Raw genomic sequence first — 12516 nt, forward strand, 5'->3', positions numbered from 1 at the left:
AGGTGGGGAAAAAGAAAACCGTCATACTGGTCATATTGTTAAGTGGAACTGTTTTGGTGTCCCTGCTTATCTTCAGTAAAATTTACATGGCTGATGAAAGTGGAGGAAATACCTATCAGCATGGCACACTATCGATAGATAAAGAATTCTTAGTCTATGTAGATCATGAAGAAGGTTTACAGACTCTCAATCTTGCAAATGTATTAACGGGAGAAACCCATAAGCTTATCAGCGCCAAGGAAGGCGGTCAGTTTTTGGATCCCGCTGTGAATTCAGCTTCAAGAACCGTTGCCTATCTTGCAAACTCCCCAGAAAAAACATCCTTGTATTCCATAAATTTCGATAACCATAAGATAGAAAAGCATATGACGGTGGATGCACCAGTACGCGAGTTTGTTAAAGCCAACGAGAAAATTTACTATGTGAAAGGGAATTATCAGCACTCCGGCGATGAGGGCAATCCTTTCCACTTCTACGATATCTATTCCTATGACTCTAAAACTAATAAACATGAGCGGCTCACGAAAAAGGATGCTTTTTATGTCTCATCACTTGTGTTTGATGATCAGTCTCAAAAACTCTATTTCATTATGAATCAATCAAAAAGCGGAGACCCGTTCGAAGCAGAGCAGGGGCTCTATGAGTTATCCGTCAAAGACGAATCGATTAAGCGTATAGAGACAGGACATCAAGACATTTTTGAAGCAGATTTGAACACAGCACAAAATGAAATCATTTTCAGCGGAATCTCGAATCCTGATTCCGGATCGACCTATAAGTATGAACTATACAGCGTGAATCTGGAGACTTATAAAACGAAGAGACTCACCTTCCTGGAAGCCTTTGTTACAGATCCTGTGTATTCAGAATCCACTCACCAAGTGTATTTTGCTTATAATAAGAAGTTTCCAGGCCGAAACTATAGCAATTTTGATTTATATAAATTGGATAGAGATACATTGGAGACAGAGAAGTCATCTTATCAGTTCAAGGAGCTGGAAAATGAGTGATGGCAGGTCATAATGTGTTGAATGGCTGGAAATGAACTCTAAAGATGATTATAACGGATCTTAGATGCCTTGTTTTAGTGGTGTCAGTATAAAAAGGGGACTCCAAGATTTCAAGTTTTCTCTATTTAACCTTATTCAGCTTGGCTGGAATCTCACCTAGTTCAAGAGTTCTTCTCACCTCATTCATTCAGGCGGCAGGTTCAGATTTACATTACAACTTCGTTTGTTTTTACCATTATAATACAGTTGGCAGAGCCCACACGCCTCCACCCATCCCTCATAAGCTGTAAGGAATAGCTATGAAGGATGTGAATTAAGCGTGAACCAGGGAAAGTATCTTGGAGTGTTTTTGGCGGCCGGGCTGTTACTGCTATCACTTTTCTCGGGACTGTATATCTATAAAACAGGTTTTCTTGAAGGAAAAGAAGCAATAAACACTGCACAATCTATGAACGGAACAAATAATATCCAAAACAACATAGACAATAATGGAGCTGATTCCGCACAAAATAATGTCGAAAACACGATTGACAATCAAGGCGGGGAAGAGGTACAAAACAATATTACGAACAATATTACCAATAATGTAAAAGTAACAGTGGAAGGTGACGGCGATGTCGTTAATTCTGTCACGAATTCAATCTCAAACGGCGTTATGAATGGTACAGGAAACGGCAACGACAGTGGCAATGGAAACGGCAATGGAAATGAAAATGACAGTGGCAATGGCAATGGCAATGGCAGCGGCGGAGATAATGGAAACGACAATGGAGACGGCGAGTCGGGCTTAGCTTGGGGAATTGATACTGCGAGTGCCACCAATGAAGAATTTAACATGTGTGTTCGTGATAATTTTGGTGATCCTGAAGTTGTCGGCAGGTATTTAGGTGATAAAGAAGGGGTTTCTGCAGGTTTAACACAAGAAGAAGCTGAGTTGATAAAGTCCAATAATGATGAGATTTTATTGATTCATAACCGCTTCTCAGATGCGACAGGGTTTGAAAATGGAGTACAAGAAGGAGAAGAAGCCATTTCTCTTGCCCGCGAATTGGGAGCCCCGGAAGGAACAGCGATATTTGCTGATATCGAACCTACCTATCCAGTGAACAGCGACTTCATCAGAGGCTGGTATGATGCATTGTCTTCATCAGCCTATGTACCAGGAATATACGGCATCTTTTCCAGTGAGAGAGAGCTCTCTGCTTCGTATAATCAGGCGGTAAGCCAGAATTCCAATATACAAGAAGACACCTACCTATGGACAGCAGCACCAAATGTCGGAATCACAACAGAAGCAAATGCGCCTGAATACCAGCCTGCTGCACCAGAGGGAGCACTTGTGATCGGCTGGCAATATGGATTAGATGCACAAGAATGCAATATCGACACCAATCTTTTTGATAATCAGTATACTGATGTACTGTGGTGAAAAAGCAGGTAGTAAAGCGCGGGAATTCTCCGCGCTTTTTTTTGTGGTCCTGAACCTACTCGAATATGCCAGTGGTTACTGAGAGCTTAGAGTATGGTATAAATAAACTTTCCTTTCATGATAGGATAAGCAGGTTTCCCTATCACATTATTCCATTCCGGCGGAGGTATCCCTGTGAAGGACGTGAATAATCCTATCTAAAATAAGCGGAAATTATCCGGTTAAATTTCGGAAAAGGATTCGATTTGGGATAAATAAGCGGAATTTTTCCGCTTAAGTACACCCAAAAGAAGCATTTTCGCATATTTTAGGAGAATAAGCGGATTTTCTCCGCTTAATTCAGCTAGTTTTCAAGCTATTTCTTAAATAAGCGGAATTTCTTCCCTTATTTCTCGAAATCTTTTCACAGGAAAGGTAGAGAAAATTTTTTTGAAGCCTTATAGGCAGATTCCAAGCGCAGAGCACCATCAGTTAAACAATGGTAATTTTGATTTAATATCTGTGTTTGCTCTTTTCTTTCTGCGATATATTTTGAAATCCATTTACAATTGACAACAAAGTTTACGAAAAAAGCCTTTCTATTAAAGAAAGAAATTGGTACATAAACAAAAACATAGTCCTACCCCCACTAAGCCTCAGGTCTTAGAGGAAAATAAAGCTCAGGCTCGTTATGAAGAACCTTTTAAAAAGGTACGATAGAAACAAGAAATCGGAAGAACAAAACATTCTTTCGAAATCAGGCTGAATTGTCAGCCCTAAGGAGGAAGCAACATGAGGAAATTTGGTTTATTGGTGTTAGGAGGAATTGGAGCCATTGTGCTCCTGGCGAATATGGGGCCGATGATCGGCCTGGCCGTCAGTCTCTTGGTTCTTTACTACTCATTCAAGCAATTCATGAAGACAGATTCGACTTTTGCTAAAGTCATCTGGGCCATCATCGGTCTAGCGGCACTAAGTGCTTCAGCTTCGAACTTCCCGGCCATCATCGGCTTGGCGGCGATATACCTTTTATACGTCGTGATGAAGAAGTGGAATGAAGAAAAGCCTGAAATCATCGAAAACGATGATCCATTCACAAATTTTGAAAAAGAATGGGCGAACCTGAAAAACAATTAATTTAAAGATATACAAGCGATTAAGAGGGACACCTTCTAAAGGTGCTATCCTCATACTTTTAAAAAACAAGGAGAGATATGAAAATGGCAAACTTATTTAACAGACTAAAAAACTCAATCACTTCAGATGTTCATGAAATGCTGGATGAAAAGGAAAAAAAGAATCCCATCTCAATGCTGAACCAATACCTGCGCCAATGTGAAACCGAAGTAGAGAAAGTGAGGAAGCTGGTTGAGCGCCAATATTTATTAAAGCAGGAATTTACAAAAAAAATTGAAGAAACACGAAAGCTGGCTGATAAAAGAAAGCACCAGGCAGATATTGCTTCCAATGCCGGTGAAACAGAACTTTATCAGTTTGCAATGAGTGAGCATGAAAACTTAAATAATAGGGCTGAGAGGCTTCAAGCTTCCTTGAAGGAAGCAGAAAATGGACTGGATGAGCTTGAAAGAAAGTATGAAGAAATGAAGCATAAACTTAAAGATATGTATATCAAACGCTTGGAGCTGATGGGGCGCGAAAATATAGCCAGAGCGAACCACCGGATGAATAAGGTGCTTCAATCATCTGAAGGATACTCAGACGCATCATTCTCAAGATTCGAGGAGATGGAAGCCTATCTTGAACGCCTCGAGCATGGGGTGAACACTTCCTATTACCGCAGCAGCATTGATGGAAGAATTGCTCAACTGGAAAAAGAGATGAAAATAGAAGAAACTCATTCTATTTCACAGTAAAAACATGGTATTCTAAAAAGGCGCAGGTTTCTGCGTCTTTTTGGAAGTTAAAATACTAGAACCCAATCATATAACCATAACTGAAAATTGCTTGTGAAAATGAAACAAAAGAGAGGAGGGTTCCCCCATGCTTGATAAATTCAGGACAGAAAGGTTCAGTTGGATATTGCTGATTGGAATCATCATGCTCCTTTTTGAAATGTCCTTTTATGATGGGGGAGTTGTTTTCTTTCTAATTTTAACCATTGGATGCATTTATGCAGGAAGAAAAAGACTTCCAAAAACATCAGGGAAAGCTTTGTTCTGGTTCGGGATTATAGGGCTCTCGCTTACGATTCTCAACACAATGGCGTTCAGGTTCTTTTTGCTGGCGCTCTTAGTAATGGTGATCCTTAAGTTCGCAGAGTCCAAGAAAAATCCGAATAGGATTGAACCGCATTTAGTTCAGACACTAACGGATGGAGAAGAACCCGTTTATATAAAAAAATCCACCATCCAGAATGTCTGGTTCGGCCGCCAGCAGACACCCGGGCATGTATATGAGTGGAATGATATTAATATACAGGGCGGCATTGGCGATACAGTCATTGATTTAGGAAATACCGTTCTGCCAAAAGGAACCTCAGTCATATCCGTGCGTCAAATTCTCGGTAATATTGTGATCATGGTGCCATATGATATTGAAGTCAGCATACATCATAATGGGCTGGCAGGAGCAGTGACCATTTTTGAAAGCGTTGAGCCGAAATCGTTCAACCAATCCATTTATTATCAATCAAGCGAATATGATATGGCCCCGCAGAAAGTCAAGATCATCACCGCGCTGGCTGTTGGAGACCTTGAGGTGAAAAGAGTATGAGTATCCTTAAGCGCCAGGTTCTCCATAACCTTATAATATCAATTGTCCTGCTCATCGTTTTTACAGCTATCTTCGCCTTCATTTTTCCGCTTCCTGATTGGCAGTTTTTCATCAAAAAAGAAATCATGGACATCCCCTTAATTGTCTATATACCGTTCCTCACCATTCTGATCGGAATATCAGGTGGAGTTTGGGCATCCTTGCCTTTAAGAAGGAGGCTGAATGAGATCCAATCCGGGGTACTGGACTTGGAACAAGGCCGGATTTTAGATTCTCATAAAATTTTCAACCTTGCCGAATTGAACGGTGTGTGGAACGGACTCGTAAAAGTACAGGAGCAAATCAACCGCAGGACCAAGCAATCACAAAAACTTGTTAATGAAAAAGCGGAAGAGCAGGAAAAACGCATCCAGGAAATCGTCTCCCAAGAAAGGAACCGGCTTGCAAGGGAACTTCATGATTCTGTCAGCCAGCAGTTATTCGCGGCTTCCATGATGATGTCCGCAATCAACGAATCGAAAAAAGAAGAAGCGAGCCCCAACGAGACAAAACAGTTGAAGATAGTGGAAGAAATGATTCACCAGTCACAGCTGGAGATGAGAGCTTTATTGCTGCACCTGCGTCCCGTCGCTTTGAAAGGCAAGACCCTGAAAGAAGGAATTCAGGAGCTTCTGGTGGAACTATCTAATAAGGTGCCAATGGAAGTGGACTGGAAGGTGGAAGAAATCGATCTTGATAAAGGGATAGAAGACCATCTTTTCAGAATTCTGCAGGAATCCGTTTCGAATACCCTCCGTCACTCCAAAGCATCTTCCTTGGAAGTCCTCTTAATTAAAAGAGATTCCCTTGTCATATTGAGGGTAATGGATGATGGGATTGGATTTGACAGTGAAATAGAGAAGACAGGTTCTTATGGCTTACAGAATATGCAGGAGCGCGCATTGGAGATTGGCGGTTCATTTAAAATCGTCAGTGTGCCAAGCAAAGGAACAAGGCTGGAAGTAAAAGTTCCAATGGTGGAAACAGAGGGTGATGAAGAATGATTAGAGTATTATTTGTAGATGATCATGAAATGGTTAGAATCGGGGTGTCCTCCTATTTGACGGCACAGCCGGATATTGAGGTGGTGGCCGAAGCGGATGACGGCAGTACAGCCATTGGTCTGGCTCTGGAACACAAACCGGATATTATCTTGATGGACCTCGTGATGAAAGAAATGGACGGAATCGAGGCAACCCGCCAAATCATAGAAAAGTGGCCAGAAGCCAAAATCATCATCGTCACCAGCTTCCTGGATGATGATAAAGTGTACCCGGCACTTGAAGCAGGCGCCACAAGTTACATGCTGAAAACCTCAAAAGCAAGTGAAATAGCAGATGCTGTCCGGGCTACTTATCAAGGCCAGACCGTCCTTGAACCGGAAGTCACAGGAAAAATGATGTTGAAAATGAGAGGAAAGAACACCTCCCAGCCCCATGAAGAGTTAACGAACCGTGAGATGGAAATACTGCTCCTCATGGCCGAAGGGAAAACGAATCAGGAAATTGCCGATGAGTTGTTCATCGCTCTGAAAACGGTCAAAACCCATGTGAGCAACATTCTTGGAAAATTAAATGTAGCCGATCGTACTCAGGCGGTCATTTATGCATTCAAGCATGCGCTTGTTGAATAAAAAGAATAGAAGAAGGCTGACTCATCAAGGGGAATTTAATGAGGCAGCCTTTTTTAAGTTGTAAATTTTGAAGCCTGTCGGGGCTGTGCAACGCGCTTCCACTTTTGATCCGTCCAGCTGCAGCGCCTAGCCCCTCGGGGTCAAATAACCTCAAGAGAATAAAAGGGAAGAGCGCCTTTTTTTCTCTTGAGAACATTTGCCTGTCGGGGCTGACCAAGGCGCTTCCGCTTTTGTTTCGTCCAGTTCCAGCGCCCAGCTCCTCGGGGTCAAATAACCCGACGAGAATAAAAGGAAGAGCACCTTTTTTTCTCGTCGGAACATTTGCCTGTCGGAGCTGCCCGGGGCGCTTCCACTTTTGATCCGTCCAGCTGCAGCGCCTAGCCCCTCGGGGTCAAATAACCTCAAGAGAATAAAAGGAAAGAGCGCCTTTTTTCTCTTGAGAACATTTGCCTGTCGGGGCTGACCAAGGCGCTTCCGCTTTTGGTTCTACCCGCTTGTTTGCTGCTCTTTGTCCCATTTTTTCTTTTTCATTATAAAGGCAGCAATGGCAATCAGGGCGACAAGCAGCAGGGAAATGAAGAAGCCGAAGCGTATCTCTTTTTCCATGATAGTACCGCTTACTGCTGCCAGAAGCAGAACCATCCCGAAGATTCCGAGAGCTTTACTCCACATTTTATTCTCCAGGATTTTCAGGCCTGAAATAATGATGAAAGCCCAGTTATACAAAATCAAAATTCCGGCAGCTGTCGTAATGTATTCATAAATCTTCCCTGGCAGGAGCAGAGCGGTAATGACAGAAAGCAAAAGTCCCGCTGCTGCTAAACCAAGTGAAGGTAGCGGAAGTTTTTTGAATTTCTCAAGTTTCTTCGAGAAAAGCTTTGGAGCATCCCCATCCTTTGCCATCGTGACAAGGAGATTGGTTACCCCGAATAAAGCGGCCGTCATAGTAGAAAAACCGGCAATAATAATAGCCCCATTGAATACATGTGGGAAAAATTTAAGGTTTGTGCCATTCAGGGCTGTGACGAATGGGCTTTCATCCGGTGTGAATTTATCATAAGACACCAATAAAACGGCCAGTCCAAGTGAAATCACATAGATAATGAGCAGGAGAATAAGCATGATTTTCCCTGCCTTAGGTGCATCTTCCTTGTTCTTTAGCTGCATGGCCATTAAGCCGATGACTTCAATACCGCCATAAGCATAAAATGCATAGATAAGGGACGACCAGAAGCCCTTAAATCCTTCCGGAAACAGCTTTCCTGTTGATGAAGGGAAAGCTGGCTTGCCTCCGCCGCCATTAATCCAGCCAAACAGCACAGCCGCGGCCAGTATGATAAACATGATAATAGCTGCTGTCTTAATGACAGCAAGGATATCCTCAACTTTATCAAATCCTTTTGTTCCAAGCAGAACAACTAAAATCGACAATACAGCATATCCTGCTGCAAACACCCACAGAGGGACTTTTTCGAACCAAAACTGTGAAAGAAGCGAAAGGGCTGTCAGCTGGCTTCCCATAATCAGGATATTGGATGACCAGTAATTCCATCCGCAGCTGAACCCTGCCCATTTTCCATAAGCTTTATTGGCATAATAACAAAATGATCCTTCCTGGGGATCTTCTGCTGTCATCTTTGCCAGCAGATTAAAAACGATATAAGTCCCGATTGCCGCTAAAATAAACGCAAATACAATGGAAGGGCCAGTGTGCTTGATCCCGATACTTGACCCGAGGAAGTACCCGGTGCCGATCGTGCATCCGACCCCCATCAGTGACAGCTGCCACCACTTTAAATCTCCTTTACCGGAACTGCCGCTATTGCCTTGGCTGCCGCTGCCAGTCCCGCATCCAGCACTGCTCATATAAATCCTCCTTCATATTACTCGAACGAATCGTCATCCCCTAGGTTGCACTTAAGAGAAGTTTAATATAGAAGGAAAATTAATCCGGACTTAAACGGAGAGCATAATGCCTGCCCTATTTTTTCTTGCTGCTTAGGAAATTGTAAAACACCCTCTGTGGGTAACTTAAAGCTATGTTATTCACGTCGAGTTGCAGCGCATGAGGTTCCGAATCCATTGGAACGGACTTAGCCCCTCGGGGTCAAAAAACCTCAAGCGAATAAAAGGAAAGTGCGCCTTTTTTCTCTTGAGAACATTTGCCTGTCGGGGCTGATCGAGGCGCTTCCGCTTTTGATCCGTCCAGCTGTAGCGCCTAGCCCCTCGGGGTCAAATAACCCTCAGAGAATAAAAGGAAAGACCGCCTTTTTTTCTCTGAGGAACATTTGCCTGTCGGGGCTGGTCAAGGCGCTTCCGCTTTTGATCCGTCCAGCTGCAGCGCCTAGCCCCTCGGGGTCAAATAACCTCAAGAGAATAAAAGGAAAGAGCGCCTTTTTTTCTCTTGAGAACATTTGCCTGTCGGGGCTGATCAAGGCGCTTCCGCTTTTGTTCTTACAAGTGACAGATATTTCCGAAGTGTGTGATAATAATAACAGAGGTGATAATATGAGAAGAATTCAGGAAAAAACAGTGATGCACAGTTATCCGGGGATGGTGGCTCTTGTTACGGTCTCCCACCAAGGTGAAGATAATATTATGGCAGCTGGATGGCACTCCTATATTTCATACGAGCCGCCCATTTATGGCGTGGCAATAGGGAGAGAAAGACATACATACGGATTAGTCAAGGCGGCAGGGGAGTTTGCAATCAACTTTGTTCCGGCCCAATATGCAGAATTCATTCAACAATCAGGAGTATATTCAGGCAGTGAGGAAAATAAATTCGAAATAGGCAAGATGGAGTTTGAACGCGGAAGAACCACCAATGCGCCTATTTTAAAAGAAGCTTATGTAGCTTATGAATGTAAAACCATCGATGTTAATTCATACGGGGACCACGATTGGTTTGCTGCTGATATAACAACGTTTTATAAAGATGATGAGCTATTTGATGAAAAAGGACTGCCTGACTTCGAGAAGTTAGCCATCCCTTTGTATTTGGGGAGATCTTTATATGCGGTAATGGATGAAACGACCAAGATAGAGGATTGTGCGGTGAACAAGAAAAAGTAAAAGCCGGTTCAGCAGGTGAGCCGGCGGTGTTCACTCCATTCCGGGAGCTTTTTTGATTTCGAAATATAAGATGAATGCAGTGACAGCATGTGCGGCAATCCGTACATAAGGAAAGAAGTTCAAAAAGGAAGCAATTATCCCAAAAGCACTGCCGAGAACCGGTTGATCTTCTGATTTTGAAACCATTAGGACGCAAGCATGCCAAACAGCGATGAAACAAAGATAAAAGGGCATCAATTCAGAAGCGACACTCCCGAAAATAGGAAGAGCGAGAAAGGCTTCTATAGAGAATGAAAGCCATTTAATACGCGAAAGCAAATCAACCACCTCCTTCACTTTAGAGTATGATGAAAGCAGGAATGAGGTGTATGGAAAAATACCAAAAAAGTTAAGGGATTTCTAAAACAATCTTTCTGCTTGCATAAGTTTTTTTGACCCTGATAGGCCGGTTCCAGTGGTACGTTTCAATACATATTGTTGCTGAATAGGAAGTTCACGATTTATAGGGGGGTTAGGGGAAGCAGCAAAAAGTGAATATGAATAGGAAATTTTCGAAAGCGCAGGCTTATTAAGACAAAGAGAGGCATCGAAGAAATAATTGAAGAATGCCATTAAAAATTTTTTTCTGGGTAAATACTTTACATACTAGCTGTGAAATAATGGATGGAAGAAAAGTAAAGATTAGGCGTTAAAAAAATAATAGAAAATATTTTAAAACCTGAACCTAGGATAGGAGCGGAAAGATGAAACCAAGAATTGTAAAAAAAGAAGGATTCAAGGCATTGGGTTTGAAATGGCAGGGGACATTTGCTGAGGCTTCTCAAGGAGGCATCCAAAAGCTGTTCCTTGACCTGAGAGAGATTTCCGATGGAATTGAATACAGAACAGAACCAGGGATTGTAAAAGGGTTATCCTATCATAATCTTACTGGAGGTTTTACCTATTATTTATGCCAGGAAGTAAGAGAAATCGAGGAGATTCGATATGGTCTAGAAATTATAGAAGTGCCTGCTTATACGTATGCCGTACTAGAACATGAGGGACCTGAAATCCTGGCTTCCTACGATGTGTTATACAATTGGATAGAGGAGAAGGGCTATCGGTTGAATCAACAGATTCTGCAGCATCTTGAAGAGTACCCTGCCGATCATGATCCCAATCAGGATGATCCGAAACTAATTATTCATATACCAGTTTCAATCTAAAAAAAGAATCCCTCGGGATTCTTTTTTTACGCTTAGTTTTAAAATACATCGATGGAGAGTACCCTATTTATTGTACGTGAAGGCCATTCTGCTGAATGATTTCTGCTACTTCCCCGCGGGAAATCTTATCACTGTTATAAGTGATTTTCACTTCGCCGTCTCCTGTATCTACCAGGGCTCTTTCAATTCCATCAAGGCTTAATAAGGCGTTTTCTAAATTTTGTATTGCTGCACGATCCGTCGCTTCTTTTACTCGTAAAGTCATTTCATCCATCAGTCATACTCCTTTCAATAATTGATATTCTAATTATATATACCCGAATATCCATGAAGTATGTAGATGGATGAGGATACGCTTAGAGCATAAAAAAGCATTCAATATGGTAACGGGTTCTGTTTTGAAGTACAAACTTCTAATTAGCCAAAGAAGAAATGGTAGAGTGATTTCCACTTCAGATGCGTGACTCCGCGGGGCGTGCGGTGAAGCTAGATTCGCCTGTGGGGTCTCACCTGTCACGCTAGTCCCGCAGGAGTTCACGCACCTTCCGTTCCAATCGAATCATTACTAGATTTTTTATATTAACAACTCTCCTTCATATTAATGTTAGGATTCAAAGTGTATAGGAAATTGTGTCACAAATTTTGAAGAGCAAAAAGTTCTGTTTGGGGTGAATTTTGTTTAACCAATTGAACAGATATAACAGCAAGAATACCGCTAAATCAACCAAAAAGGAGTGTCGAAATCAATGCGATTTGACACTCCTTTTATTGTGTAATTGTTAATTCAGTACTCGAAAACAGAACCCGTTAACAAAATGGATGCTTTTTTAATGCTATTTTTCTGGAAGTTCATATCCTGAAGTGACGAGATCCAGCTTCCCTGTGGAAGGATCGATGACCAATCCATGGACCGGGACTTCTTCATGCATCAAAGGATGTTTTCGGATCATTTTTACGCTGTGCGCGACACTCTCTTCCACGCTTGAAAAACCGGTAAGCCATTCATCAAGGTTAATTCCTGCATATTCCAGTGTATCAAATGTTTCTTCACCTATTCCTCTTTCAATCATGCTTGATTTAACTTTATCGGCATTTAAACCTGCCATTCCACAGTCGTGATGGCCGATGACAAGTACTTCATCAGCTTGGAGTTCATAAACCGCGAGTACCAAGCTTCTCATGATGCTTCCGAATGGATGGGAAACGACCGCACCTGCATTGCGTACGATTTTAACATCACCGTTTTTCATATTGATTGATTTAGTAACCAGCTCAACCAATCTGGTATCCATGCATGTCAAAATGACAAGCCTTTTGTCAGGAAACTTTGTTGTAATATAAGACTCATACATTTTCTCAGAAACAAATTTGTTATTAAAGGAAAGAATGTCATTTAAAAGAGACATAAGGTAC

Annotated in this window: 13 protein-coding genes; 9 read left to right on the forward strand and 4 right to left on the reverse strand. The window is 42.1% G+C overall.

Annotated elements, in window-relative coordinates; genetic code table 11:
• Positions 1-2 precede the first annotated feature (2 nt).
• The 7 genes from FZC79_RS09205 to FZC79_RS09235 all read left to right on the forward strand — a co-directional run bounded on the left by FZC79_RS09205 (position 3) and on the right by FZC79_RS09235 (position 6823).
• Positions 3-1010, forward strand: coding sequence for a hypothetical protein (locus tag FZC79_RS09205; protein WP_148946519.1), 1008 nt, complete (start codon positions 3-5; stop codon positions 1008-1010).
• Between the two features lie 319 nt (positions 1011-1329).
• A complete protein-coding gene (locus tag FZC79_RS09210) occupies positions 1330-2439 on the forward strand; it encodes a glycoside hydrolase domain-containing protein (RefSeq protein ID WP_252183293.1) in 1110 nt (369 codons plus the stop codon).
• 771 nt (positions 2440-3210) lie between these two features.
• Positions 3211-3555 carry a flagellar basal body rod protein gene (locus tag FZC79_RS09215; protein ID WP_148946520.1) on the forward strand — a complete coding sequence of 115 codons (345 nt, stop codon included), beginning with the start codon at positions 3211-3213 and terminating at the stop codon, positions 3553-3555.
• Positions 3556-3638: 83 nt separating this feature from the next.
• Positions 3639-4292 (forward strand): PspA/IM30 family protein, encoded by a 654-nt coding sequence (locus tag FZC79_RS09220; protein WP_148946521.1) that lies wholly within the window; start codon positions 3639-3641, stop codon positions 4290-4292.
• A gap of 127 nt (positions 4293-4419) precedes the next feature.
• A complete protein-coding gene (gene liaF / locus FZC79_RS09225; protein ID WP_148946522.1) occupies positions 4420-5151 on the forward strand; it encodes a cell wall-active antibiotics response protein LiaF in 732 nt (243 codons plus the stop codon).
• Positions 5148-6194, forward strand: coding sequence for a sensor histidine kinase (locus tag FZC79_RS09230; RefSeq protein ID WP_148946523.1), 1047 nt, complete (start codon positions 5148-5150; stop codon positions 6192-6194). The genes liaF and FZC79_RS09230 overlap by 4 nt, the downstream gene beginning before the upstream one ends.
• The gene (locus FZC79_RS09235) at positions 6191-6823 is read left to right on the forward strand and encodes a response regulator transcription factor (protein ID WP_148946524.1); all 633 of its coding nucleotides are present in this window, start codon (positions 6191-6193) and stop codon (positions 6821-6823) included. Before FZC79_RS09230 ends, FZC79_RS09235 begins: the two co-directional genes overlap by 4 nt.
• 486 nt (positions 6824-7309) lie before the next feature.
• On the opposite strand, the gene FZC79_RS09245 is transcribed toward FZC79_RS09235, so the two are convergent.
• The gene (locus FZC79_RS09245; protein WP_148946525.1) at positions 7310-8689 is read right to left on the reverse strand and encodes an amino acid permease; all 1380 of its coding nucleotides are present in this window, start codon (positions 8687-8689) and stop codon (positions 7310-7312) included.
• A 642-nt stretch (positions 8690-9331) separates the two neighbouring features.
• Between FZC79_RS09245 and FZC79_RS09255 the strand changes: the two genes are divergently transcribed.
• The gene (locus FZC79_RS09255) at positions 9332-9898 is read left to right on the forward strand and encodes a flavin reductase family protein (RefSeq protein ID WP_148946526.1); all 567 of its coding nucleotides are present in this window, start codon (positions 9332-9334) and stop codon (positions 9896-9898) included.
• Positions 9899-9928: 30 nt separating this feature from the next.
• Here the strand turns inward: FZC79_RS09255 and FZC79_RS09260 are convergent, their stop codons facing one another.
• The gene (locus FZC79_RS09260) at positions 9929-10216 is read right to left on the reverse strand and encodes a hypothetical protein (protein ID WP_148941294.1); all 288 of its coding nucleotides are present in this window, start codon (positions 10214-10216) and stop codon (positions 9929-9931) included.
• A 425-nt stretch (positions 10217-10641) separates the two neighbouring features.
• Between FZC79_RS09260 and FZC79_RS09265 the strand changes: the two genes are divergently transcribed.
• Positions 10642-11103: a GyrI-like domain-containing protein gene (locus FZC79_RS09265; RefSeq protein WP_148946527.1), complete on the forward strand. Its 462-nt coding sequence runs from the start codon at positions 10642-10644 to the stop codon at positions 11101-11103.
• A gap of 67 nt (positions 11104-11170) precedes the next feature.
• On the opposite strand, the gene FZC79_RS09270 is transcribed toward FZC79_RS09265, so the two are convergent.
• A complete protein-coding gene (locus FZC79_RS09270; RefSeq protein ID WP_148946528.1) occupies positions 11171-11377 on the reverse strand; it encodes a heavy-metal-associated domain-containing protein in 207 nt (68 codons plus the stop codon).
• 559 nt (positions 11378-11936) lie between these two features.
• Complete coding sequence (locus FZC79_RS09275; RefSeq protein ID WP_148946529.1) at positions 11937-12509, reverse strand: beta-class carbonic anhydrase; 573 nt, start codon at positions 12507-12509, stop codon at positions 11937-11939.
• Between the last annotated feature and the right edge of the window lie 7 nt (positions 12510-12516).

The sequence above is a fragment of the Rossellomorea vietnamensis genome, assembly GCF_008180615.1.
GTDB lineage: Bacteria > Bacillota > Bacilli > Bacillales > Bacillaceae_B > Rossellomorea > Rossellomorea vietnamensis_D.